At 65.7% G+C, this 23,660-nt stretch carries 22 protein-coding genes and 1 tRNA gene; 12 read left to right on the top strand and 11 right to left on the bottom strand.

The features are described from left to right. Nucleotides 1–139: 139 nt before the first annotated feature. The 4 genes from AB6807_RS06550 to lptF form a co-directional block, all read right to left on the bottom strand. Entirely contained in the window at nt 140–1,081 is a 942-nt protein-coding gene (locus AB6807_RS06550; protein ID WP_013541245.1) for a CysB family HTH-type transcriptional regulator, read from the bottom strand. Between the two features lie 62 nt (nt 1,082–1,143). Next, entirely contained in the window at nt 1,144–1,527 is a 384-nt protein-coding gene (locus AB6807_RS06545; RefSeq protein WP_371083947.1) for a sirohydrochlorin chelatase, read from the bottom strand. After that, nucleotides 1,524–2,636, bottom strand: a complete 1,113-nt coding sequence (lptG, locus tag AB6807_RS06540; RefSeq protein ID WP_371083946.1) for an LPS export ABC transporter permease LptG — start codon at nt 2,634–2,636, stop codon at nt 1,524–1,526. The genes AB6807_RS06545 and lptG overlap by 4 nt, the downstream gene beginning before the upstream one ends. Next, entirely contained in the window at nt 2,633–3,754 is a 1,122-nt protein-coding gene (gene lptF, locus AB6807_RS06535) for an LPS export ABC transporter permease LptF (protein ID WP_116907576.1), read from the bottom strand. Before lptF ends, lptG begins: the two co-directional genes overlap by 4 nt. Nucleotides 3,755–3,775: 21 nt before the next feature. Between lptF and AB6807_RS06530 the strand changes: the two genes are divergently transcribed. The 4 genes from AB6807_RS06530 (at nt 3,776) to AB6807_RS06515 (ending at nt 7,545) form a co-directional block, all read left to right on the top strand. Next, a complete protein-coding gene (locus AB6807_RS06530; RefSeq protein WP_371083945.1) occupies nt 3,776–5,353 on the top strand; it encodes a leucyl aminopeptidase in 1,578 nt (525 codons plus the stop codon). Continuing rightward, on the top strand, nt 5,350–5,790 hold the full coding sequence (locus AB6807_RS06525) for a DNA polymerase III subunit chi (protein WP_371083944.1): 441 nt from the start codon (nt 5,350–5,352) through the stop codon (nt 5,788–5,790). The genes AB6807_RS06530 and AB6807_RS06525 overlap by 4 nt, the downstream gene beginning before the upstream one ends. Before the next feature lies 1 nt (nt 5,791). Then, the gene (locus tag AB6807_RS06520; protein ID WP_116907578.1) at nt 5,792–6,196 is read left to right on the top strand and encodes a hypothetical protein; all 405 of its coding nucleotides are present in this window, start codon (nt 5,792–5,794) and stop codon (nt 6,194–6,196) included. Nucleotides 6,197–6,330: 134 nt separating this feature from the next. Next, complete coding sequence (locus tag AB6807_RS06515) at nt 6,331–7,545, top strand: branched-chain amino acid ABC transporter substrate-binding protein (protein ID WP_116907579.1); 1,215 nt, start codon at nt 6,331–6,333, stop codon at nt 7,543–7,545. A gap of 96 nt (nt 7,546–7,641) precedes the next feature. Here AB6807_RS06515 and AB6807_RS06510 read toward each other — a convergent pair whose 3' ends face one another. The 5 genes from AB6807_RS06510 to AB6807_RS06490 all read right to left on the bottom strand — a co-directional run bounded on the left by AB6807_RS06510 (nt 7,642) and on the right by AB6807_RS06490 (nt 10,212). After that, complete coding sequence (locus AB6807_RS06510) at nt 7,642–8,031, bottom strand: response regulator (RefSeq protein WP_116907580.1); 390 nt, start codon at nt 8,029–8,031, stop codon at nt 7,642–7,644. A 99-nt stretch (nt 8,032–8,130) separates the two neighbouring features. Continuing rightward, the gene (locus AB6807_RS06505; RefSeq protein WP_116907581.1) at nt 8,131–8,487 is read right to left on the bottom strand and encodes a hypothetical protein; all 357 of its coding nucleotides are present in this window, start codon (nt 8,485–8,487) and stop codon (nt 8,131–8,133) included. Nucleotides 8,488–8,707: 220 nt separating this feature from the next. Continuing rightward, a tRNA-Ser gene (locus AB6807_RS06500) sits at nt 8,708–8,798 on the bottom strand. Between the two features lie 25 nt (nt 8,799–8,823). Next, nucleotides 8,824–9,753, bottom strand: coding sequence for an SPFH domain-containing protein (locus AB6807_RS06495; RefSeq protein ID WP_116907582.1), 930 nt, complete (start codon nt 9,751–9,753; stop codon nt 8,824–8,826). Between the two features lie 33 nt (nt 9,754–9,786). Beyond that, on the bottom strand, nt 9,787–10,212 hold the full coding sequence (locus AB6807_RS06490) for an NfeD family protein (protein ID WP_371083943.1): 426 nt from the start codon (nt 10,210–10,212) through the stop codon (nt 9,787–9,789). Nucleotides 10,213–10,426: 214 nt separating this feature from the next. Here AB6807_RS06490 and AB6807_RS06485 point away from each other — a divergent pair, with 214 nt between their 5' ends. After that, a complete protein-coding gene (locus AB6807_RS06485) occupies nt 10,427–12,724 on the top strand; it encodes an arginine/lysine/ornithine decarboxylase (RefSeq protein WP_116907584.1) in 2,298 nt (765 codons plus the stop codon). Nucleotides 12,725–12,749: 25 nt separating this feature from the next. On the opposite strand, the gene AB6807_RS06480 is transcribed toward AB6807_RS06485, so the two are convergent. After that, nucleotides 12,750–13,592 carry a DNA ligase gene (locus AB6807_RS06480; RefSeq protein WP_116907585.1) on the bottom strand — a complete coding sequence of 281 codons (843 nt, stop codon included), beginning with the start codon at nt 13,590–13,592 and terminating at the stop codon, nt 12,750–12,752. 64 nt (nt 13,593–13,656) lie between these two features. Further along, nucleotides 13,657–14,439, bottom strand: coding sequence for an enoyl-ACP reductase FabI (gene fabI, locus AB6807_RS06475; RefSeq protein ID WP_116907586.1), 783 nt, complete (start codon nt 14,437–14,439; stop codon nt 13,657–13,659). A 37-nt stretch (nt 14,440–14,476) separates the two neighbouring features. Between fabI and AB6807_RS06470 the strand changes: the two genes are divergently transcribed. The 7 genes from AB6807_RS06470 to nusA all read left to right on the top strand — a co-directional run bounded on the left by AB6807_RS06470 (nt 14,477) and on the right by nusA (nt 23,648). Next, nucleotides 14,477–16,297 (top strand): extracellular solute-binding protein, encoded by a 1,821-nt coding sequence (locus AB6807_RS06470; RefSeq protein WP_371083942.1) that lies wholly within the window; start codon nt 14,477–14,479, stop codon nt 16,295–16,297. A 39-nt stretch (nt 16,298–16,336) separates the two neighbouring features. Further along, nucleotides 16,337–17,377, top strand: coding sequence for a microcin C ABC transporter permease YejB (locus AB6807_RS06465; RefSeq protein WP_371083941.1), 1,041 nt, complete (start codon nt 16,337–16,339; stop codon nt 17,375–17,377). Nucleotides 17,378–17,447: 70 nt separating this feature from the next. After that, nucleotides 17,448–18,467, top strand: a complete 1,020-nt coding sequence (locus AB6807_RS06460) for an ABC transporter permease (RefSeq protein ID WP_371084159.1) — start codon at nt 17,448–17,450, stop codon at nt 18,465–18,467. Further along, nucleotides 18,467–20,098 (top strand): ABC transporter ATP-binding protein, encoded by a 1,632-nt coding sequence (locus tag AB6807_RS06455; RefSeq protein ID WP_371083940.1) that lies wholly within the window; start codon nt 18,467–18,469, stop codon nt 20,096–20,098. The genes AB6807_RS06460 and AB6807_RS06455 overlap by 1 nt, the downstream gene beginning before the upstream one ends. A 16-nt stretch (nt 20,099–20,114) precedes the next feature. Continuing rightward, a complete protein-coding gene (locus AB6807_RS06450; RefSeq protein WP_371083939.1) occupies nt 20,115–21,314 on the top strand; it encodes a YbfB/YjiJ family MFS transporter in 1,200 nt (399 codons plus the stop codon). 176 nt (nt 21,315–21,490) lie between these two features. Beyond that, entirely contained in the window at nt 21,491–22,138 is a 648-nt protein-coding gene (gene rimP / locus AB6807_RS06445) for a ribosome maturation factor RimP (RefSeq protein WP_371083938.1), read from the top strand. Nucleotides 22,139–22,154: 16 nt separating this feature from the next. After that, entirely contained in the window at nt 22,155–23,648 is a 1,494-nt protein-coding gene (gene nusA / locus AB6807_RS06440; protein ID WP_116907592.1) for a transcription termination factor NusA, read from the top strand. Nucleotides 23,649–23,660 lie beyond the last annotated feature (12 nt).

Raw genomic sequence — 23,660 nt, 5'->3', positions numbered from 1 at the left:
TTGTTGCGCCGCGCGCAACCCACCTCTCGTCTCCCTTCCAGGAACACCGCGGAACCGGCTTTGCCGGGCCGCTGGTGTTGCCCCCGGAAGGGGGTTGGCGGATCGACACGAAGTGCGCGAAGACTGGGGGTGATCCTGCTTACAGTTCGTAGTCTTGTTGGTGGCCGCTCAAGGCCTTGGCGATCAGGTTGCGGTCGAGGCGGTCGGACAGCAGCTCCGCGAACTTGAAGACGAAGTTGCGCAGATAGGCGCTGCGCTTGAACGCGACCCGCGCGATATTCTGGCCGAACACATGGCCCATGGGGCGCACCACGAGGTCGGCATTCGACTCGTCGCGCACCGCCATTTCGGCCACGATGCCCACGCCCAGGCCGAGGCGCACGTAGGTCTTGATCACGTCGGAGTCGATGGCTTCGAGCGCGATGCGCGGCGTGAGCTTTTTCTGCGCGAACGCATGGTCGATGCGCGTGCGGCCGGTGAACGAGGGGTGGTACGTGATGATGGGTTCCAGCGCCAGGTCCTCGAGCGAAATGCGCTCCTTGGCGGCCAGCGGATGGTCCTTGGGCAGCACCAGCACGTGCTGCCACTCGTAGCAGGGCAGCGTCACGAGCTCGGCGTAGCCGTCCAGCGACTCGGTGGCGATGCCGATCTCGGCGATTTCATCGATCACCATGCGTGCCACCTGGTCGGGCGAGCCCTGGTGCAGGCTCACGTTGACCTTGGGGTAGGCCTCGCGCAGGTTGGCCACGGGCACCGGCAGCACGTAGCGCGCCTGGGTGTGGGTGGTGGCGATGGAGAGGGTGCCGCTGTCCTGCGCGCTGAACTGCTCGCCGATGCGCTTCAGGTTGCCCACCTCGCGCATGATCAGCTCGATGCTCGCAATGACGTGCTGGCCGGGCTCGGTCACGCGTTTCAGGCGCTTACCGTGGCGCGCGAAGATCTCGACGCCCAGTTCTTCCTCGAGCTCGATGATGGCCTTGGACACCCCGGGTTGCGAGGTGTGGAGGGCCTTGGCCGCCTCGGTGAGGTTCAGGTTGCGCCGCACGGCTTCCTGAACAAACTTGAACTGATGCAGATTCATATCAAATTCCGTCTTATTGCGGAATTCATTATGCCTTCGGAATCTATCGTAATTGCCGCATTTCAGGATTTGATGGCAATTTTGGCCAGCAGGTCGACCAGTTCGGGCTCTTCGCCCACGATGCCGGCGAGCGAAATGTCGATGTGGGGCCAGCGCTGGCGCAGCGCTTCAAGTTGGTGCGGCAGGTCTTCGCGGGCGTGCTTGCCCATGCCGAGGAAGAGCGGAACCACGCGCACCGCGCGAGCGCCGGCGGTGATCAGCGCCGCCGTTGCGGTCGCCAGGTCGGGGGCCGCCAGCTCCATGTAGGCGCAGACCACGAGCGCATCGGGCGCGCGCGCAGTGGCGCGGGCCGCGACGGCTTCGATGGGCTCGCGCCAGCGCTCGTCGCGCGAGCCGTGCGCGAGCAACACGATGCCGCGCGCCTGCTTGGCCGAGGGGGTCGTCATCGTCGCAACACCAGCCAGCTGAAGGCCGTGAGCGACATCACCGAATAGATGAGCCCCGGCGCCGCCGCCGTGAGCCATGGCGACCAGTTGCTCAGGTTGCCCAGGTAGCCGAACACGTTGTTCAGCAGGAAGAAGCTGATGCCGATCATCACGCCGCCGAACACGTACGTCGTGATGCCGGCCTGGCGGAAGTGCAGGTAGGCGAAGGGCAGGGCGAGCACCACCATCACCAGGCACGAGAGCGGGTAGAACACCTTGCGCCAGAACTCGATCTCGTAGCGTTGCGCGGTCTGGCCGTTGGCGTCCAGGTGGCGGATGTAGTCGAACAGGTCGATCGTGCTCATGCGGTCCGGGCGCAGCAACGCCACGGACACCATCTCGCCGGTCAGCGAGGTCGGCCAGTTCAGCTGCGGAATTCGGCTGGTGACGATGTGGGCCTGCTCGGACGAGCTGCGCGTGTCGTACTTCTGCTGCTCGACGTCGCTCAGGATCCAGTGGCCGTCGTTGCCGATGACGGCCGAGCCCGCGGTGAGCTGGGTGCTGATGTAGCCGTTGTCGTCGAACTCGATGATGCGGGGGTTCTTCAGCGCGCCCTTGCGGTCGATGGACAGCACGTTCACGGCGAAGGACACGTTGCCGCGCTTTTCCTTCAGCCAGGCGCCGGTGTTGCCGGCCAGCGAATACACGCCCTGGTACTTGGCCTTGAGCAGCTGGCCGGTGCGCTCCGAGGCCGGGGCCACGTAGTCGCCGATGGCGAAGGTCAGCACGACGAAGCCCAAGCCCAGCAGCAGCAGGGTGCGCAGCGCGCGCCACGGGCCCAGGCCGCTGGTGCGAAGAATGGTGTATTCCGAGCTTTGCGCCAGCCGCGCCATCACGAAGATGGCGCCGATGAGCACGGTGATCGGCAGCAGCTCGTACAGGTGGCTGGGCACCAGCAGCAGCACGTAGATCAGCGCCTGCACGGGGCCGTAGTTGAGGCTGTCGGGCTTGCCGATGGACTGCAGCTCGTCGACGAAGTCGAAGAAGAAGAAGAGGCTCAGGAAGCCGAGCGTCACGAACGCGACGGACTTCAGCACCTCCGCGTAGATCAGGCGTCTTATCGTTTTCACGTGGTGGGTTCGATGTGGGGTGTGGGCACCGCGGCGGCGCGACTGCGCCGGGTGCGGCGGCCCCAGTTGTTCTGGCGCGCGCTCAGCCACACCAGGTTGAGCAGCAGCACGCCGCCGTGCAGCGTCACCATGAAGCCGGCCATGCTGAAGCGGCCCGAGCTGATCCAGCTCTGCCCGATGTTCAGCATGTTGTAGTAGACGACGAAGGCGAACAGCGCCAGCAACAGGTTGCCGCTGCGCCCAACGCGCGGGTTGGCGCTGGAAACGTTCAGCGCGAGCAGCACGAAATTGATGGCGGTCAGCAGCATGCCGATGCGCCAGGCCAGTTCGCCGCGGCTCGGGCTGCTCGGGTCGGCCAGCAGCGACACGGTGGTGCGCGCGCGCGGCGGCGTGGCGCTGTTCACCGCGGCGTCGCTGCCGCCGGCACGGGTGCCGTAGGTCTTGAATTCGCTGATCTTCAGGCCGGTGTTGGCCAGTGGCTGCTCCAGCCGCTGGCCGTTGTTGAGCAGCAGGTAGCGGGAGTTGCCGATGTTCTCGATGCTGCCGCTGCGCGCCGAAGTGGTGATCTGCAGGTTGCGCTCGATGGACCAGATGAAGACGTTGGTGGCCTTGGAGTTGTCCGGCGTGTCCTTGTCGATGAAGAACACCCGCACGCGGCCGGCCGATTCACGGAACTCGCCGGGCGCCACGCGCTCGATGTCGCTGCGCTGCTCGTACTGCTGGCGCATGCCGATGGTCTGCGAGTTGGCCCAGGGCCAGCCCACCAGCGCCATCACCGCGACAAGGATCAGCACCGGCCAGGCGAAGCGGAAGGTGGGCTTGATGAAGTCCATGAGCCCGCGGCCGCTGGAAAACCAGATCACCATTTCGCTGTCGCGGTACATGCGCGAGAGCGTGCCGACGATGGCGACGAACAGGCTCAGGCTCAGGATGGTCGGCATGTAGCCGAGCACCGTGTAGGCCATGACCAGGAACACCTCCTGCGGGTTCACACTGCCCTTGGAGGCAAGCCCGAGGGTACGGATGAGCATCATGGTCATCACGATGGTGACCAGGACCACGAGGGTTGCTCCGAAGCTGCGGGACAGCTCCTTGCGTAAGGAAGAATGGAATAACATCGTTCGAGGAAAAAAAGGATTATGGACTTTCAACTCAAGACCCTCACCGTCGCCCAGGCTGCAGCCGAGAAATCCGATGTCCTGATCGTGCTCGTCGGCAGCGCCCCCCTCACCGCCAAGGACCCGCTCTCGGTGCTGGCCGCCAGTGCCCGCAAGGCCGGCGACCTGCCCGACAAGGCCGGCAAGCTGCTGTCCTTGTACCGTCCCGAAGACGTCGTGGCGTCCCGCGTGGTGTTCGCCGCCATCGGCGACGGCAAGCCCGCCGCGGTGCGCACCGGCGTGGCTGCCGCAGTCGCCGCCGCCAAGGCCCACGCGCCAAAGCGCGTGGCCGTGGTGTTCGCCCAGTCGGCCGATGCCGCCGCCGTGGCCTGCGCCGTCACCGCGGTGGCCGATGCCAGCTATGTCTACACCAGCACCAAGTCGAAGGCCGAGCCGCGCAGCATCCGCAACGTAACGCTGGGCGTGGCCGATGCCGCCAGCGTGACCAGCGCCTTCAACGACGCGCGTGCCACCGTCAACGGCATCGAGTTCGCCAAGGAATGGGGCAACCGGCCCGCCAACCACGCGACGCCCACGCTGCTCGGCGAGGCCGCCAAGGGCCTGGCCAAGCTGGCGAACATCAAGTGCGAGGTGCTGGGCCCGAAGGAAGTCGAGAAGCTCGGCATGGGCTCGTTCGCCGCGGTGGCCCAAGGCTCGGCCGAACCGCTGCGTTTCATCGTGCTGCGCTACCAGGGCGCACCGAAGGACCAGGCGCCCGTGGTGCTGGTCGGCAAGGGCATCACCTTCGACACCGGCGGCGTTTCGCTCAAGCCGGCCGCCGAAATGGACGAAATGAAGTTCGACATGTGCGGCGCGGCCAGCGTGCTGGGCACCTTCCGTGCGCTCGGCGACATCCAGCCGGCCATCAACGTGGTCGGCCTCATTCCGTCGTGCGAGAACATGAACGACGGGCGTTCGGTGAAGCCGGGCGACGTGGTCACCAGCATGAGCGGCCAGACCATCGAAGTGCTCAACACCGACGCCGAAGGCCGGCTGGTGCTGTGCGACGCCCTGACCTATGCCAAGCGCTTCGAGCCCGCGGCCGTGATCGACATTGCCACGCTCACGGGCGCCTGCGTGGTGGCGCTCGGCGGCGTGCGCAGCGGCTTGTTCTCCAGCGATGAAGCGCTGGCCGGCGCCCTGGAAGCGGCCGGCGAAACCGCGCAGGACCGCGTGTGGCGCCTGCCGCTGGACGACGAGTACGCCGAAGGCCTGAAGAGCAACTTCGCCGACGTGGCCAACATCGCCGGGCGCGCCGGTGGCGCGATCACCGCGGCCAAGTTCCTGCAGCGCTTCGCCGCCGATTTCGCCTGGGCTCACCTGGACATCGCAGGCACCGCCTGGAAGAGCGGGGCAGCCAAGGGCTCGACTGGCCGGCCGGTGGGCCTGCTGGTGTCGTATCTGACGACCCGCGCGGCCAGTGTGGCTGTCTCGGCCGTTGCGGCCAGCGCTGAGGCATCGCCGAAAGCCAAGTCGGCCAAGTCCGCCAAGGCAGGCGCCGACGTGAAGACTGGCAAAGCCCCGAAGAACTCGACGCCGAAGGCCCGGTCCGCGAAGTGACTGAAATCGGCTTTCACTACAACGCGCCCGACAAGCTGAACTACGCCTGCCGGCTGGTTCGCAAGGCCGTGAACGCGCGCGGCCTGCGCGTGGTGGTGGTGGGCGACGCGCAAGCGCTCGAGGCGGTGGACGCCGCGCTGTGGCAACTGTCGCCGGTCGATTTCGTGGCGCACTGCCGCAGCGACGCGCCGGCGCACGTGGTCGCGCGCTCGCCCGTCGTGCTGTCCGTGGAAGGCGCCGACGCGGCATCGTTGCCCCACCGCGAGATGCTGGTGAATCTCGGGCTCGAAGTGCCGGCGGGCTTCGAGCGCTACGAACGCATGATCGACATCGTGAGCGACGAGACCAACGACCGGCAGGTCGGCCGCTCGCGGTGGCGCCACTACGCCGACCGCGGCTACACCATCCAGCCGCACGACTTCGCAAAGAGTTCCTGACATGGCCAGCACGCTGCGCACACCGCCCCGGTTCGTTCCCACGCTGACCACGGTGCTGGAAATTCCGGCGGAGCCCGCAAGCCCTGAACCGCCGGTCGAGCAGGTGTCTCAACCCGGCCCCGCCGACCCGGCGAATGCCATGGCATTGCCCCCGGCCGCGCAGCTGTCGCAGGCCGAAATCGTCAGCCTCGAAGAGCAGCTTCTGCACCGCGTTCTGCAGCGCGTGGACCTGTCGCTGGAAGAGCGTTTGAGCGACACGGTGTCAGCTGCCGTTCAGCATCAACTCGATGCAATGGTGCCGCGTTTGCGCCATGAAATCGAAGCCGTTTTGCGTGCTTTGGTGATCGAGGCAATGGCCGCCGAACTCTCGGAAAACACAGGGTCTACGCCAGCTTCCGGCGCCTAAATCCTCGGCTAAACTGCGCCGCAGGTCGGAAGGGCGTGAGGGTGCCGCTGGTCTGCGGCGCGAAACTTGCGAGGTCTGCGCGCCCGGATCACACGACCGGTTTTTTATTCTTTATCCAAGTTCTGGAGGTTCTCATGCAATTGAAATGGACTGCGGTCGCACTGGCTGCACTCACGCTCGTGGCTTGCGGCAAGAAGGAAGAAGCCGCTGCGCCCGCTGCAGCGCCCGCGCCAACGGCTGCGGCCCCGGCTGCACCCGCACCCGCACCTGCCGGAGAAACCCTGGTCGTCAAGATCGGCCACGTCGCACCCACCAGCGGTCCCATTGCCCACCTCGGCAAGGACAACGAAATGGGCGCCAAGATGGCCATCGAAGACCTGAACGCCAAGGGCCTGAAGATCGGTGACAAGACCGCCAAGTTCGAACTGGTTGCAGAAGACGACGCCGGCGATCCGAAGCAAGGCACCGCCGTCGCCCAGAAGCTGGTCGACGAGAAGGTCAACGGCGTGGTCGGCCACCTGAACTCGGGCACCACCATTCCCGCTTCCAAGCTGTACAGCGACGCTGGCATTCCGCAGATCTCGCCTTCGGCCACGAACCCCAAATACACGCGCCAAGGCTTCAAGACCACGTTCCGCGTGGTGGCTGACGACACGCAACTCGGCGGCACGCTGGGCAAGTACGCAGTCGAAACGCTCAAGGGCAAGAACATTGCCGTGATCGACGACCGCACCGCTTACGGCCAGGGCGTTGCCGAAGAGTTCGAGAAGTCGGCCAAGGCCGCCGGCGCCACCATCGTGGGCCACGAGTTCACCACCGACAAGTCGACCGACTTCAACGCCATCCTGACCAAGCTGAAGGCTTCCAAGCCCGACGTGCTGTTCTTCGGCGGCATGGACGCTGTCGGCGGCCCGATGCTCAAGCAGGTCAAGCAACTCGGCCTGAACGTCAAGTTCATGGGCGGCGACGGCCTGTGCACCGGCGAACTGCCGAAGCTCGCTGGCGATGCCATCGGCGAAGACATGGTGGTGTGCGCTGAAGCCGGCGGCGTGGACGGCGACTTCAAGCAACCGCTGGAAGACTTCAAGGCCAAGTTCAAGACCAAGAACGGCGTGGACGTGCAGATCTATGCACCGTACGTGTACGACGCGGTCAACGTGCTGGCCGAAGCCATGGTCAAGGCCGGTTCGTCCGACCCCGAAAAGTACCTGCCGGAAGTCGGCAAGGTGCAATACAAGGGCGTGACCGGCCCGATCGCCTTCGACGAAAAGGGCGACATCAAGAACGGCGCGCTGACGCTGTACACCTACAAGGGTGGCGCGCGCACGCAGATCGCCGTGGTTCGCTGATCATCGGCATCAGCCAAAAAGAGAAAAGGGCCTTCGGGCCCTTTTTTCATGCCTGCTGCGCAGGCGAATGCCGGCGCTTTGCGCGCAGCTTCTGGTTCAGAGCGGCGCGAGGCCGGAGGGGCGGTCGGTATTGCAGTATTCGATGAAGGCGTCGAGGTCGCGCGACTTGTCGAACACCGCGTCCGCGCCGAGTGCGGCGCAGCGCGCGCGGATGTCGACTGTGACGTAGTTGCTCAGCACCACCACGCGCTGGGTCGGCTTGCGCGTCTTGCAGCCGGCCAGCACGCCCAGGCCGGAGCCTTCCTTGAGAAACAGGTCGACTATGAGCAACTGCCAGTCGTCCGGGTGGGTGTCGAGCCAGGCGAGCGCGTCGGACTCGGTCTCGGCGAAGCCGACCACTTGGCCATTGACGAGGTCCTCGAGTGCCGGGACCAGGTTGTCCCTGATGGTCTTGTTGTCCTCTACGAGGAACGTGATGAGGGCCATGCCGTGGTTTCGCTTTGAGAACCAATAGCGTAGCGTGCCTGACGCTGTCTCAGCGTAGGAGAAAGGATACGGACTGAGCGAGGTGGCAACGCCGAACCGTCAATCCGAACCTTGGGCGCGGATTCGGGCCTTGAGCTCTTCGGCCTCTGCAATGCTCTCGTCGCGCTCGGCGGTCGCCTCGAGGCGTTTCTCGATTTCCTCGCTCAGCGCGGCATTGACCTCGGCCAACTTCTCGGCCGACTTGGCCAGCTTTTGCTCGAGCTGGCTCGTGTGTTCGATGGCCTGGGCCACCTCGCCGACCTGTACTTCCTCGGGCAGTTCCTGCTCGAGCACGGTGCTGACGACAGCCAGGTTGTCGGAGGCCCGTTGCACGTCCGCAGCCACCTGTTCGCTCTTTTGCAGGGTGCGGTCCAGCGGTGTCGTGCCACGCTGCATGGTTTGCGGTTGTCCGGCCATCGAGCTTCCTTTTGCGGGCTTGAAACTAAAACGTTTGGATCGTACGCCAGACGAAAGTGTCCGGCATGCGTTGTCCAGTTGCTGCAAAGCAACGCCTGGACCGGGCGGCAAGATGACAGCAGGCCCAGGCGCCAGGCAACAAAAAAGCCCAAGTGCTTGTGGCAACTTGGGCTTCCTGTGCTTTCGTCATGTTCGCGAACGGTTACGAACAATCAATCTCTGGCGGAGCAGGCGGGATTCGAACCCGCGGAGGGCTATTAACCCTCACACGCTTTCCAGGCGTGCGACTTAAACCGCTCATCCACCGCTCCTGAGTCCATGAGTATAGCAGTGAGATCAGCTCGGATTCGACGGTTTTCCCGCCTGAACCATGCGCATCGCGGATGCGATGAGCGCGGCAGTCTCGCTCATGTTGCTCGGCACGATCAGCGTGGTCTTGGAATCGGCCGCGACCTTGCCGTAGGCATCGACAGCGCGCTCGGCCACCTTGAGCTGCACGGCCTGTTCGCCGCCCGGTTGGCGAATGGCTGCCGCCACGCGCTCGATGGCGTCCGCGGTCGCCGTGGCCACCGCGGTGATGGCGGCGGCCTCACCCTGCGCGTTGTTGATCTGCGCCTGCTTTTCACCCTCCGAACGGGCGATGAAGGCTTCGCGCTCGCCGGTGGCGATGTTGATCTGCTCCTGGCGGCGGCCTTCAGAGGCCGCGATCAGCGCGCGCTTGCCGCGTTCGGCCGTGATCTGCGCCTGCATGGCCAGCAGGATTTCCTTCGGCGGCGTCAGGTCCTTGATTTCATAGCGCAGCACCTTCACGCCCCAGTTCAGCGCGGCCTCGTCGATGGCGGCGACCACCTGCGCGTTGATCACGTCGCGCTCCTCGAAGGTCTTGTCGAGCTCGAGCTTGCCGATCACGCTGCGCAGCGAGGTCTGGGCCAGTTGCGTCACCGCCACGATGTAGTTCGACGAGCCGTAGCTCGCGCGCATCGGGTCGGTCACCTGGAAGTACAGGATGCCGTCCACCTGCAGCTGCGTGTTGTCGCGCGTGATGCAGATCTGGCTGGGCACGTCGAGCGGAATTTCCTTCAGGCTGTGCTTGTAGGCCACCCGGTCGATGAACGGGATCAGGAAGTTGGGGCCGGGCGTCATGGTGCCGTGGTACTTGCCCAGGCGCTCGCGCACCCATGCGTTCTGTTGCGGCACGAACTTGACCGACTGGCTGATGAAGATGATCGCGATGACCAGGATGATGAGAGGGACCGAAAATTCCATGGTGCGCTTCCTTTTCTGAGTTTTATGGACTGACTAAACCTTGTCGACCACGAGGCGGCTGCCGATCACCTCGACCACGCGGTGTTCGCCGGGGGACGGGATGCGGCCCGCGGGCAGCATCACCGTCCATTGCGCGCCGCGATAGCGCACGGTGGCCGTGCCGTCGGGGTTCCAGGCGTCGACATGCACGCTCTCGCCGATGTCGAGGTTCACGTCGCGGTTGGTGCCCGTCGGCGGGGCGGCAGGGCGCTTGCGCTGGATGGAGTACCAGACCAGCACGGCCCCCACGCCGATCACCGCTGCCACGATCAACTGCGTGACCGTGCCGAAGCCCAGGTGCGCCGCGATGGCGGCGGCCGCGAAGCCGGCGGCGAGCAGCAGCAGGTAGACGGTGCCCGAGAGCAGCTCGACCACGATGGCGGCTCCCGCAATCAGCCACCAGACGGTGGAATTCGCCATGTCAACTCCTCTTCTCGTTGTTCGATGCGCGCCATTCTGATGCATGAAGCCCAAGCGCTTGTCCTGCGTAGGGGTACTGGCGCCGGGGGCGAGGGCTTGCCTGACAGCCCCCGAATGTCTTGCGAAAAGCCGACCGGATCCGTCATCCGAATTCCGTACACTTCGCGCCTCGTCTCATTGCCTGTTTGTCTCCCTGCTGTCCGGAGCCCCGCTCATGAAATTTCGCTTTCCCATCGTCATCATCGACGAGGACTTCCGCTCCGAAAACACTTCGGGCCTCGGCATTCGCGCGCTCGCGCAGGCCTTCGAAAGCGAGGGCTTCGAGGTGCTGGGCGTCACGAGCTACGGCGACCTGAGCCAGTTCGCGCAGCAGCAAAGCCGCGCCAGCGCCTTCATCCTGTCGATCGACGACGAGGAATTCACGGTCGGCCCCGACCTCGACCCCGCCGTGCTGAACCTGCGCACCTTCATCGGCGAAGTGCGCCGCAAGAACGCGGACGTGCCCATCTATATCTACGGCGAGACCAAGACCGCGCGCCACATCCCGAACGACATCCTGCGCGAGCTGCATGGTTTCATCCACATGTTCGAGGACACGCCGGAGTTCGTGGCGCGCCACATCATCCGCGAGGCCAAGAGCTATCTCGAAGGCGTGCAGCCGCCTTTCTTCAGGGCACTGATCGACTACGCGGAAGACGGTTCGTACTCCTGGCATTGCCCGGGCCACTCGGGCGGCGTGGCGTTCCTGAAGAGCCCGGTGGGCCGCATGTTCCACCAGTTCTTCGGCGAGAACATGCTGCGCGCCGACGTCTGCAATGCGGTGGAAGAGCTGGGCCAGCTGCTCGACCACACCGGCCCGGTGGCGGCCAGTGAACGCAATGCGGCGCGCATCTTCAATGCCGACCATTGCTTCTTCGTGACCAACGGCACCAGCACCAGCAACAAGATGGTGTGGCACCACACCGTGGCGCCCGACGACGTGGTGGTGGTCGACCGCAACTGCCACAAGTCGATCCTGCACGCGATCATCATGACCGGCGCGATTCCGGTGTTCATGAAGCCCACGCGCAACCACTTCGGCATCATCGGCCCGATTCCGCAGAGCGAGTTCGAGCAGAGCGCCATCAAGGCCAAGATCAAGGCCAACCCCTTGCTCGCGCACGTCGACCCCGAAACCGTCAAGCCGCGCGTGATGACGCTCACCCAGTCGACCTACGACGGCGTGATCTACAACACCGAGACCATCAAGAACATGCTCGACGGCTACGTCGACACGCTGCATTTCGACGAAGCCTGGCTGCCGCACGCCGCCTTCCATCCGTTCTACGGCGCTTACCACGCCATGGGCAAGCGCCGCGTGCGCCCCAAGGATTCGCTGGTGTTCGCCACCCAGTCGACGCACAAGCTGCTGGCCGGCATCAGCCAGGCCAGCCACGTGCTGGTGCAGGACTCGCAAAACCGTGCGCTCGACCGCGACCTGTTCAACGAGGCCTACCTGATGCACTCGTCGACCAGCCCGCAGTACGCGATCATCGCCAGCTGCGACGTGGCCGCCGCCATGATGGAGCCGCCCGGCGGCACCGCGCTGGTGGAAGAAAGTATTCTGGAAGCGCTCGACTTCCGCCGCGCCATGCGCAAGGTGGAAGAAGAGTTCGGCAAGGACGAGTGGTGGTTCAAGGTGTGGGGCCCCGAGAAGCTCGTCGACGAAGGCATCGGCCGCGCCGAAGACTGGATCATGAAGGGCGAGAAGGATGCCAAGCGCAAGACCAAGAAGTCGCCGCGCAACTGGCACGGCTTCGGCGACCTGGCCGACGGCTTCAACATGCTCGACCCGATCAAGTCGACCATCGTCACGCCGGGCCTCGACCTCGAGGGCAACTTCGCCGAGACCGGCATTCCGGCCAGCGTGGTGACCAAGTTCCTCGCCGAGCACGGCGTGATCGTGGAGAAGACCGGCCTGTACAGCTTCTTCATCATGTTCACCATCGGCATCACCAAGGGCCGCTGGAACACGCTGCTCACGGCGCTGCAGCAGTTCAAGGACGACTACGCGCGCAACCAGCCGATGTGGCGCATCCTGCCGGAGTTCTGCCAGCAGCACCCGGGCTACGAGAAGCTCGGCCTGCGCGACCTGTGCCAGCACATCCACAAGCTGTATGCGCGCTACGACGTGGCACGGCTGACGACCGAGATGTACCTGAGCGACCTCACGCCGGCCATGAAGCCCAGCGACGCCTTCGCCCACATCGCGCACCGCAAGACCGAGCGCGTGGAAATCGACGAGCTCGAAGGCCGCATCACCACCAGCCTGATCACGCCGTACCCGCCGGGCATTCCGCTGCTGATTCCGGGCGAAGTGTTCAACAAGAAGATCGTCGACTACCTTCGGTTCTCGCGCGAGTTCAACCTGCAGTGCCCGGGCTTCGAGACCGACATCCACGGCCTCGTGGCGCGCGTCGACGAGACGGGCAAGAAGCGCTACTACGCGGACTGCGTCCGGGAAGTGAAGTAGCCGAACCGAAAAAAGAAGCGGGGGCCTAGCCCTCGCGCACCCGCATGAAGCGGGCGAAGCGGGGCAGGCCCTTGGCCGTGGTGCCGTTGTAGCGGTAGGTCACCCAGCTGCCGATCGCGGGCGGGTTCTCGCGTTCGGCGTCGGTGAGTCCGGTGCCGAGCTTGAAGCGCTTGCCGTCGGCCGTCTCGACCACCAGCGCGCCGACCCGGGCGCTGTGCTTGCCCTTGCCGGGCACGTGCTCGATCACGCGGGCCTCGGCGTCGTCGTAGGGCTTGACCTTCAGCAGGTCGTTGTTGCGCTCGGCCCGATAGCTCGAGCTGCCGCGGTGGAGCATCAGGCCTTCGCCGCCCATCTTCACCGTCTTGTCCAGCAGCGCCTGCAGGTCTTCGTGCGTGGTGGCGCGCTCTTGCGGCACGGCCACAGCCCACGGAGCGTCGGTGATGGGCAGCAGCTTGCGCAACGCCGCCAGGCGTGTCGTGAAATCGCCGGCCTGCGCGGGCAGGTCGAACACCATGAAGCGCATCTCGTGCCAGGCGGCATCGTTCGGGGTCTGGCTGCGCACGGTGGAAACCGCATGCGAGAAGCGCCCGCGCCCCGCCCACAGCTCGCCGTCGAGCGGCTGCCTGGGCAGCGGCGTGGTGAACCACGCCGGGGCCACGACCCGCTCACCGCCGCGTGTCCACAGCTGTTTGCCGTCCCAGTAGCCGCGCACGCCGTCGTATTTCTCGCTGACCCAGTAGTCGGCGAGCGACATGCCCGGGCGGTAGACGTCCGCGAGCATCAGCGACGGCGCGGCTTCGCGCGCCCATGCGGCGGGTGCCGCGATCACGCCGAAAGCGGCAAGCAGGAGGGAGCGTCGGTTCAGCAAGATGCTATGAAATAAATAGCTGAGGGCGACCGGCGGGCGGTCGCGTGCAGGGTCTGGTGGGCGGTTACTCGGCCATCCCGCCGACGACGTTGCTGAAGCCGCCGTCGACGTAGGTGATTTCCGCCGTCACGCCGCTGGCCAGGTCGCTCAGCAGGAACGCGGCGACATTGCCGACCTCTTCGATGGTCACGTTGCGGCGGATCGGCGAGGCGTCGGCCACGGCCGCGAGCATCTTGCCGAAGCCCTTGATGCCGCTGGCCGCGAGCGTCTTGATCGGGCCGGCGCTGATGCCGTTCACGCGCATGCCCTTCGGGCCCAGCGACGCGGCGGTGTAGCGCACCGACGCTTCGAGCGAGGCCTTGGCCAGGCCCATGGTGTTGTAGTTGGGCAGCGCGCGCTCCGCGCCCAGGTAGGTCAGCGTGAGCAGGGCCGACTTGTCGTTCAGGTAGGGCAGGGCCGCCTTGGCCATGGCCGGGAAGCTGTAGGCGCTGATGTCGTGCGCGATCTTGAAGCCCTCGCGCGACAGCCCTTCGAGGAAGTCGCCGGAGATCGACTCGCGCTGCGCGAAGCCGATGCTGTGCACGAAGCCGTCGAGCTTGGGCCAGGTCTGCGCGAGGTCGGCGAAGAGCTTGTCGATCTGCGCGTCGTCGCTCACGTCGCAATCGAAAATCAGCTTGGAGCCGAAGTCTGCGGCATATTCGGTGATACGGTCCTTGAATCGCTCGCCGACATAGCTGAAGGCGAGCTCCGCGCCCTGTTCATGACAGGCCTTGGCAATGCCATAAGCAATGGAGCGATTGCTCAACACGCCGGTGATCAACAGTTTTTTGCCGGAAAGAAAGCCCATGAAGTTGCCTCGTGAAAATCTTGGGCAGAATTCTCGCATGCGGTTTCTCCGGGTCTGGTGGTTGATGGTGTGTGCGGTTCCCGCGTGGGCCGCGCATGGATATGCGCTCTGGGACGACCTCAAGTACGCGCCCGGCTTCCAGGCCTTCGACTACGTCGACCCGGCCGCCCCCAAGGGCGGCGAACTGCGCCTGGTGAGCAACCTGCGCGTGTCCACCTTCGACAAGTACAACCCCTTCACGATCAAGGGTGCGGCGCCGGCCTACCTCGACAGCCTGCTGTTCGACACGCTGCTGACCGGCTCCATGGACGAGACCGCTTCAGGCTACGGCCTGCTGGCTGAAGACGTTACCGTGGCTCCCGACCGCCGCAGCGTCACCTTCCGCCTGCGGCCCGAGGCAAAGTTCCACAACGGCAGCCCGGTCGAGGCGGCCGACGTGAAGCACAGCTACGACACCCTCATCGGCCCCTTCACCTCGCCGGGCTACAAGACGCTGCTGCAGGAGGTGGACGGTGCCGACGTGCTAGACGCGCGCACCATCCGCTTTCGCTTCAAGACCGTCAACCGCGAGCTGCCCTTGATCGTGGGCAGCCTGCCGGTCTTCAGCCGCGCATGGGGCATGGAGAACGGCAAGGCCAAGCCCTTCGACCAGGTGGTGATGGACATTCCGATCGGCAGCGGCGCCTACAAGATCGGTCCGGTGCGCTTCGGCAAGGACATCACCTACGTGCGCGATGCGAACTATTGGGGCCGCGACCTGCCGGTGAACCGCGGCACGCACAACTTCGACCGCATCACCATCAAGATCTACAAGGACAACACGGCCCGCCTCGAAGCGCTGAAGGCCGGGGAGTTCGACATGATGAGCTTCTATTCGGCTGGCGACTGGGCGCGCCGGGTGAACGGCAAGCGCTTCAACACCGGCGAGCTCGTCAAGCACGAGTTCGCGCACAAGAAGCCCTCGGGTTTCCAGAGCTTCGTGCTCAACAGCCGGCGCGGCAAGCTGAGCGACGCGCGCGTGCGCGAAGCGCTGGGCCTGGCGCTCGACTACGAGTGGATGAACCGCCAGATGTTCTACAACGGCTATCCGCGCGTGAAGGACCTGTTCGGCAACACCGACTGCGAGGCCCAGGGCCTGCCGTCGACTGAAGAAAAAGCGCTGCTCGAGCCCTGGCGGGGCAAGATCCCCGACGCGAGCTTCGGCCCCATGTACACGCCGCCCGTCACCGAAGGCGAAGGCCGCTCGCTGCGCAGCAACCTGCGCCGCGCGCGGGACCTGCTGAAAGAGGCTGGCTGGGAGTACCGTGATGGCGCCCTGCGCAACGCCAAGGGCGAGGCCATGACGCTGGAGTACCTCGACAGCAAGGAAGGCGGCGTGCGCACCGTGTCGCCGTGGATGCGCAACCTCGAGAAGCTGGGCATCACGCTGAACTTCGCGACCGTCGACTTCGCGCTCTACCAGGAACGGCTCGACCGCTTCGACTTCGACGTCACGACCATCAACTTTCCGGGCACCAACAACCCGGGCCAGCAGCTGCTCGAGATCTTCGGCAGCAAGGCGGCCAAGACCGAGAGTTCGGGCAACTACATGGGCGTGTCCACGCCCGCGGTCGATGCGCTGCTGAAGGACATCGTCGACGCCGACACCAAGGCCGAACTGATGCCCGCCTGCCGTGCGCTGGACCGCGTGATCATGCACAGCCACTACCTGATTCCCCAGTGGACGCTGACCTCGCACCGCATCGTGTACGACGACTGGCGGCTTGCGTTCAAGTCGCCCATGCCGCCGTATTCGAACGGGGAGGACTGGGTCATGGGCACGTGGTGGGCCAAGCCGCCGCGCAAGTCTGCCCCCTAGGCAGAAACAGAACAGAAATAGAAGAGAAGGAAACCGGCCGTGCTCTCCTATGTCCTCAAGCGCCTGCTGCTGTTCATTCCGACGCTGCTCGGCGTGATGCTCGTGACGTTCCTCGTGATCCAGTTCGTGCCTGGCGGCCCGGTGGAGCAGTACCTGGCCGAAGCCAAGACGGCGGGGCGGGGCGGTGGCGGGGGCGGTTTCGAGTCCGGCGGCGGCAGCTACCGCGGCAACCAGGGCGTGGACCCCAAGCGGCTGGAGCAGATCAAGGCGCTCTACGGCTTCGACAAGCCGCCGCACGAGCGCCTGCTGCAGATGCTCGGCCAGTTCGCGCGCTTCGACCTCGGCAAGAGCTTCTTCCAGAACAAGGACGTGTGGACGCTGATCCTGGAGAAGCTGCCGGTCTCCATCAGTCTGGGCCTGTGGACTTTCTTCATCAGCTACGGCGTGGCCGTGCCGCTGGGCGTGGCCAAGGCGGTGCGGGCGGGCACGCGCTTCGACCTGATCAGCACGCTGATCGTGCTGGTCGGCTATGCCATTCCGGGCTTCGTGCTTGGCGTGGCGCTGCTCGTTGTGTTCGGCGGGCAGCTGCAGTGGTTTCCGCTGCGCGGGCTCACCTCGGCCAACTGGGACGAACTGAGCTGGGGCGCGCGCATCGCCGACTACCTCTGGCACATCACCTTGCCCGTCACCGCGATGGTGCTCGGCAGCTTCGCCGTGACGGCAATGCTCACCAAGAACGCCTTTCTCGAGGAAATCCGCAAGCAGTACGTGCTGACGGCGCGGGCCAAGGGCCTGGGCGAGCGGCAGGTGCTGTGGAAGCATGTGTTCCGCAATGCGCTGATCCCGATCATCACGGGGTTGCCTTCGGCCTTCATCGGCGCCTTCTTCGCCGGCTCGCTGCTGATCGAGACGCTGTTCTCGCTCGACGGGCTGGGCCTGCTGGGCTACGAGAGCGTGATCCGCCGCGACTATCCGGTGGTGCTCGGCACGCTCTACCTCTTCACGCTGATCGGCCTGGTGACCAAGCTGATTTCCGATCTCTGCTACGTATGGGTGGACCCGCGTGTCAAATTCGACTGAGGGCGTCATCGGCGGCGCCGTCGCGGGCGGCCTGGAGGCACAGGCCGCACCGGCGGCCAAGGCCGCGCACATCTCGCCCGGGCGCCGCGCGTGGCTGCGCTTCAAGCGCAACCGGCTCGGTTTCTGGAGCCTGGTGATCTTCACCGTGCTGGTGGTGCTGAGCCTGTTCGCCGAGGTGTTGTCCACCGACAAGCCGCTGGTGCTGCGCTACGACGGCCACACCTACTTTCCGGTGCTGCGCGACTACTCCGAGAAGACCTTCGGCGGCGACTTCGAGACGCCGGCCGACTACCTCGACCCGTTCATCCGCGAGCGCATCACGCAGGGCGACAACTGGGCTGTCTACGCGCCCAACCCCTACGGCCCGAAGACGCTGAACTACTTCGCCAAGTCGCCCAGCCCGGCGGCGCCGACCGGCGACAACTTCTTCGGCACCGACGACCGCGGCCGCGACCTGCTCGCGCAACTCATCTACGGCTTTCGCGTGAGCGTGCTGTTCGGCCTGGCGCTCACGGCCATCGGCACGGTGCTGGGCGTGGCGGCGGGGGCGGTGCAGGGCTACTTCGCCGGCAAGATCGACCTGGCGTTCCAGCGCTTCATCGAAATCTGGAGCTCGATGCCCGAGCTGTATTTGCTCATCATCTTCAGCGCCATCTTCGCGCCCAGCGTGGCGCTGCTGCTCATCCTGCTGAGCCTGTTCGGCTGGATGGGCCTAGCCGACTACGTGCGCGCCGAGTTCCTGCGCAACCGCCAGATGGACTACGTGCGCGCCGCCCGCGCCCTGGGCGTGAGCAACCTGCAGATCATGTGGCGCCACATCCTGCCTAACAGCATGGTGCCGGTCGTCACCTTCCTGCCGTTTCGCATGAGCGCGGCCATCCTGGCGCTGACCTCGCTCGACTTCCTGGGCCTGGGCGTGCCACCGGGCACGCCGTCGCTAGGCGAATTGCTGAGCCAGGGCAAGGCCAACATCGACGCCTGGTGGATCTCCCTGTCCACCTTCGGCGTGCTGGTCGTCACGCTGATGCTGCTGACCTTCATGGGCGACGCGCTGCGCGATGCGCTCGACCCACGCAAGGCGGACAAGTGATGAGCGGCACCCCGGTGAATCTCCCCCTGATCGACGTGAAGGGCCTGCGCGTGGCGTTCGGCGACAAGGAGGTGGTGCACGGCATCGACTTCCAGATCGGCGCTGGCGAAAAGCTGGCGCTGGTCGGCGAATCGGGCTCGGGCAAGACCGTGACCGCGCTGTCGCTGCTGCGGCTGGTGCAGAACGCCGATGTCGCAGGCGTTGCAAAGCTGTACGGCGGCGAGCGTGCGCAAGACGTGCGCGACCTGATTTCGCTGCCGGAGCGGCAGCTGCGCGGCATCCGCGGCAAGGAGATCGCGATGATCTTCCAGGAGCCGATGACCGCGCTGAACGCGCTCTACACCGTGGGCGACCAGATTGCCGAGGTGCTGGAGCTGCACGAGGGGCTGTCGGCCCGCGCCGCGCATGCGGCCGCCGTGCAGCTGCTGGCCGACACCGGCATTCCGGAGCCGGCGCGGCGCGCGCAGGCGTTTCCGCACCAGCTCTCGGGCGGCCAGCGCCAGCGCGCCATGATCGCCATGGCCCTGGCCTGCAAGCCGCGACTGCTGCTGGCCGACGAGCCGACCACCGCGCTCGACGTGACCGTGCGCGCGCAGATCCTCGAGCTGCTGGCCGAGCTGCAGCGCAAGCACGGCATGGCGGTGCTGCTGATCACGCACGACCTGAACCTGGTGCGCCGTTTCGCCGATCGCGTGGCGGTCATGGAGAACGGGCACATCGTCGAGCACGGCGCGGTCGCGACGGTGTTCGAGTCGCCGCAGCACCCCTACACGCGCAAGCTGATCGACAGCCATCCGGAGCGCAACGTGGCGCCGGTGGCGGCCAGCGGCGGCGCGCCGATTCTCGAAGCGAAGGCGCTGCGGGTGATCTATCCGGTGCCCAGGCCGGGCATCGGCGGATGGTTTCGCAAGGGCGAGTTCGTGGCGGTGCAGGGCGCCGATTTCCGCATCGCGCCGGGCGAGACGCTGGGCGTGGTCGGGGAGTCGGGGTCGGGCAAGTCGACGCTCGCCTTGGCGGCGCTGGGGCTTCTGCGCCACCAGGGCGCGCTGAAGGTCACGGGCAAGGACTGGGCGGTCGACCGCGCGTCCGACCTGGGCCTGCGCCGCGTGATGCAGGTGGTGTTCCAGGACCCGTTCTCGTCGCTGTCGCCCCGCATGACGGTCGAGCAGATCGTGGGGGAGGGGCTGCGCGTGCATGCGCCGCAGCTGGATGTGCAGGCGCGCCGGACGCGCTCGCTCGCGGCGCTGGCCGACGTCGGGCTGAGCGAGGCGCAGTTTCCGTCGCTGCTCGACCGCTATCCGCACGAGTTCTCGGGCGGCCAGCGCCAGCGGCTGGCGATTGCGCGGGCGCTGATCGTCGATCCGCAATTGCTGGTGCTCGACGAGCCGACCAGCGCGCTCGACGTGACCATCCAGAAGCAGGTGCTGGCGCTGCTGCAGCGGCTGCAGCGCGAGCGCGGGCTGAGCTACCTGCTGATCACGCACGACGTGGAGGTGATCCGCGCGATGGCGCACCAGGTCATCGTGATGAAGGACGGGGCCATCCTCGAAACCGGGGCGGTGGAGCGGGTGCTCGACGAACCCGAGCATCCCTATACAAAAAAACTGGTGGCCGCCGCGCTGCTGGAATAAACGGAGAGTGCAAGCAATGTCGGAAATCGGACGCGACCGGCGCGGGGCGTGGCGCGCGGCGCTGGCCTGCATGGTCACCCTGTCGGTGGCCATGGGCCTGGGGCGCTTCGCGTTCACGCCCATGCTCCCCATCATGCTGCACGAGGGCAAGCTGGAGCTGGCGGCCGGCGGCTTGCTGGCTTCACTCAATTACCTTGGTTACTTTGTCGGCGCAGTCAGCTGCGCGGCCATCGGCATCAAGGCGTCGAGCATGGTGCGCGGCGGGCTGCTGGCGACGGCGGCCCTGCTGGTCGGCATGGGGCTGCTGCACAGCTTCACGAGCTGGGGCATCTTGCGCACGGCCGCCGGCGTGATGAGCGCCTGGGTGTTCGTGTTCGCGTCCGGCTGGGGGCTGCGGCGCCTGGCCGAGACGAACTCGCCCACGCTGGCCGGGGTCATCTACACGGGTCCGGGCATCGGCATCGCGATGACCGGGCTGCTGGGCGGAGCGCTCGGGCGTTGGGGTTCGGAGGCAGGGTGGATCGGGCTGGGCCTGCTGGCGCTGGTGCTCATCGCGCTGATCTGGCGGGTGTTCGACGACACGGAGCGGGCGCCGGCCGGCGGGGCATCGACACCACCGGTGGCCATCGCGCGCCCGGGTGCCTCGGCAGCCGACCGCAGCGACGCGATCTGGCTGGTGGCGTTGTACGGGCTGGCGGGGTTCGGCTACATCATCACCGCGACCTTCCTGCCTGTGATCGCGCGGCAGGCGCTGCCCGGTTCGCCGTGGCCGGACCTGTTCTGGCCGCTGTTCGGGCTGGCCATCATCCCGGGCGCGCTGATCGGGGCGAGGGCGCCCACGCACTGGGACAACCGCCTGCTGCTCGCCGGGGCTTATGCGCTGCAGGCGCTGGGTGTGGTGCTGTCGGTGGCGTGGCCGACCATCGGCGGCTTCGCGCTCGGCAGCCTGCTGCTGGGCATGCCGTTCACCGCCATCACTCTTTTTGCGATGCGAGATGCGCGGCGGCTGCGCGGCAATGCGGCGGCGGGGCTGATCGGCTATGCGACGGCGTCTTACGGGGTGGGGCAGATCATCGGGCCGCTGTTCGCGGCGCCGCTGGCGCAGCGGACCGGGTCTTTCCAGCTGCCTTTGCTGGTCGCCGCGGCCGCATTGGCGCTCGGCGCGGTCTTATTTGCATTGGTTTGGGCGAAATCTCGCCGTGCAATGGCGCATTGAGCGCCCAAGCCCCTTCATTTATTACACGAATAGCATATAATTCGAGGCTCACGACCAAACGGGCGGGTACCAACCGCCCGTTTTTTTTGGTCTGTGCATTCTGAACATTCCAGAGATCTGGCATCCGTGGCGGGCGGGTGACACAGGTACCGTATTTAAAAGGCACTTTCGAACACGTGGCATTGCAGCAAATAGTGGAACAAACCGTGGCCGGTCTCGGCTATGACCTGGTCGAGATCGAGCGCTCGGCCGGTGGAACGCTGCGCGTGACGATTGATTTGCCCTGGACGGCCCCCACATCGGAAGCTGTGGCTGCCGGCGTGCCGGAACCCTTCGTGACGGTCGAAGACTGCGAGAAGGTGACACGTCAGTTGCAATTCGCGCTGGAAGTGGATGGTGTCGACTACAAGCGGCTCGAGGTGTCCTCGCCCGGTATCGACCGTCCGTTGCGCAACGAGCAGGATTTCGAGCGTTTCGTGGGCGAGGTGATCGACATCACGCTCAAGGCCCCCATGGGTGCGGCAGCGGCGGGCCAGGTGTCCGCCAATCGCAAGAAATTTCGCGGCACGCTGGAGCGTGTGGCACAGGTGGAGGGCGCGGCTGGCGCCCCGGGCTGGCAGATCGTGTGGAGCGATGCGCCCGAATCCAAGCCTGGACAAAAAGTGAGCAAGAAGCGCGCGCCTGCACCGTTGCATGCGCTGGGCTTCGTTCTGGACGAGCTGCGCGACGCGCGGCTCGCGCCCATTGTGGATTTCAAGGGCCGCAAGGCCAAAACCCAACCGGGTTTTTCGGATATTGACGACGGAACGCAGGTTCCGGACTGACTAGAGGAGTGGTGGCATGAATCGCGAAATGTTGATGTTGGTGGATGCGATCTCGCGCGAGAAGAACGTCGAACGCGACGTGGTCTTCGGCGCGGTCGAATCCGCACTGGCGCAGGCCACCAAGAAGCTCCACCAGGGCGACGTGGACATCCGCGTCTCGGTCGATCGCGACAGCGGTGACTACGAAACCTTCCGCCGCTGGCACGTCGTTCCCGATGAGGCAGGCCTGCAGCTGCCCGACCAGGAAATCCTCCTGTTCGAGGCCAAGGAAGAAATGTCGGACATCGAGGTCGGCGAGTACATCGAGGAAGCGGTGGACTCGGTGCCCATCGGCCGCATCGGCGCCATGGCCGCCAAGCAGGTCATCCTGCAGAAGATCCGCGACGCGGAGCGCGAGATGCTGCTCAACGACTTCATGTCGCGCGGCGACAAGATCTTCGTGGGCACCGTCAAGCGCCTGGACAAGGGCGACATCATCGTCGAGGCCGGCCGCGTCGAAGGCCGCCTGCGCCGCAGCGAAATGATCGCCAAGGAAAACCTGCGCAATGGCGACCGCGTGCGCGCCATGATCATGGAAGTCGACCTGACGCTGCGCGGCGCGCCCATCATCCTGTCGCGCTCGGCCCCTGAATTCATGATCGAGCTGTTCCGCCAGGAAGTGCCCGAGATCGAGCAGGGCCTGCTCGAAATCAAGAGCTGCGCCCGTGACCCCGGCTCGCGCGCCAAGATCGCCGTGCTCTCGCACGACAAGCGCGTCGACCCGATCGGCACCTGTGTCGGTGTGCGTGGCACCCGCGTCAACGCGGTGACCAACGAACTCGCCGGCGAGCGCGTGGACATCGTGCTGTGGAGCGAAGACCCGGCCCAGTTCGTGATCGGCGCCCTGGCCCCGGCCAACGTGTCGTCCATCGTGGTGGACGAGGAAAAGCACGCCATGGACGTGGTGGTCGACGAGGAAAACCTCGCCATCGCCATCGGCCGCGGCGGCCAGAACGTGCGCCTGGCTTCCGACCTGACCGGCTGGAAGATCAACATCATGGACGCCAACGAGTCGGCGCAGAAGCAGGCCGTCGAGACGGATGCCAGCCGCAAGCTGTTCATGGAAAAGCTCGACGTCGACGAGGAAATCGCCGACATCCTGATCGCCGAGGGTTTCAACAGCCTCGAAGAGGTGGCGTACGTGCCGATCTCCGAAATGCTGGAAATCGAGGCATTCGACGAAGACACCATCAATGAGCTGCGCACGCGCGCCAAGGATGCGCTGTTGACCATGGAAATCGCCAAGGAAGAGGGTGTCGAGGCTCAGCCGCAAGTGTCGCAAGACCTGCATGACCTCGAGGGCCTGGACCCCGAGCTGATTCCCAAGCTGGTCGAAGCGGGTGTGAACACCCGTGACGATCTTGCCGACCTCGCGGTCGATGAACTCACCGAGATCACCGGCCACAGCGCCGATGACGCCAAAACCCTCATCTTGAAAGCCCGCGAACATTGGTTCGCCGGCCAAGAGTGACGGTCATGGAGG

The organism is Variovorax sp. RCC_210 (assembly GCF_041355175.1).
Taxonomy (GTDB): Bacteria; Pseudomonadota; Gammaproteobacteria; order Burkholderiales; family Burkholderiaceae_C; genus Variovorax.
The sequence above is the reverse complement of the archived record's forward strand: the minus strand, read 5'-3'. Positions and strand labels throughout refer to the sequence as shown.

Excerpts from the sequence above, each read along its gene's own strand:
- AB6807_RS06490 (WP_371083943.1), bottom strand. The coding sequence starts at position 10,212 with ATGGCGAATTCCACCGTCTGGTGGCTGATTGCGGGAGCCGCCATCGTG.
- AB6807_RS06510 (WP_116907580.1), bottom strand. The coding sequence starts at position 8,031 with ATGGCCCTCATCACGTTCCTCGTAGAGGACAACAAGACCATCAGGGAC.
- AB6807_RS06485 (WP_116907584.1), top strand. The coding sequence starts at position 10,427 with ATGAAATTTCGCTTTCCCATCGTCATCATCGACGAGGACTTCCGCTCC.
- AB6807_RS06495 (WP_116907582.1), bottom strand. The coding sequence starts at position 9,753 with ATGGAATTTTCGGTCCCTCTCATCATCCTGGTCATCGCGATCATCTTC.
- AB6807_RS06455 (WP_371083940.1), top strand. The coding sequence starts at position 18,467 with ATGAGCGGCACCCCGGTGAATCTCCCCCTGATCGACGTGAAGGGCCTG.
- AB6807_RS06505 (WP_116907581.1), bottom strand. The coding sequence starts at position 8,487 with ATGGCCGGACAACCGCAAACCATGCAGCGTGGCACGACACCGCTGGAC.
- fabI (WP_116907586.1), bottom strand. The coding sequence starts at position 14,439 with ATGGGCTTTCTTTCCGGCAAAAAACTGTTGATCACCGGCGTGTTGAGC.
- AB6807_RS06515 (WP_116907579.1), top strand. The coding sequence starts at position 6,331 with ATGCAATTGAAATGGACTGCGGTCGCACTGGCTGCACTCACGCTCGTG.
- nusA (WP_116907592.1), top strand. The coding sequence starts at position 22,155 with ATGAATCGCGAAATGTTGATGTTGGTGGATGCGATCTCGCGCGAGAAG.
- AB6807_RS06550 (WP_013541245.1), bottom strand. The coding sequence starts at position 1,081 with ATGAATCTGCATCAGTTCAAGTTTGTTCAGGAAGCCGTGCGGCGCAAC.
- AB6807_RS06530 (WP_371083945.1), top strand. The coding sequence starts at position 3,776 with ATGGACTTTCAACTCAAGACCCTCACCGTCGCCCAGGCTGCAGCCGAG.
- AB6807_RS06520 (WP_116907578.1), top strand. The coding sequence starts at position 5,792 with ATGGCCAGCACGCTGCGCACACCGCCCCGGTTCGTTCCCACGCTGACC.
- AB6807_RS06545 (WP_371083947.1), bottom strand. The coding sequence starts at position 1,527 with ATGACGACCCCCTCGGCCAAGCAGGCGCGCGGCATCGTGTTGCTCGCG.
- lptF (WP_116907576.1), bottom strand. The coding sequence starts at position 3,754 with ATGTTATTCCATTCTTCCTTACGCAAGGAGCTGTCCCGCAGCTTCGGA.
- AB6807_RS06450 (WP_371083939.1), top strand. The coding sequence starts at position 20,115 with ATGTCGGAAATCGGACGCGACCGGCGCGGGGCGTGGCGCGCGGCGCTG.
- AB6807_RS06470 (WP_371083942.1), top strand. The coding sequence starts at position 14,477 with ATGCGGTTTCTCCGGGTCTGGTGGTTGATGGTGTGTGCGGTTCCCGCG.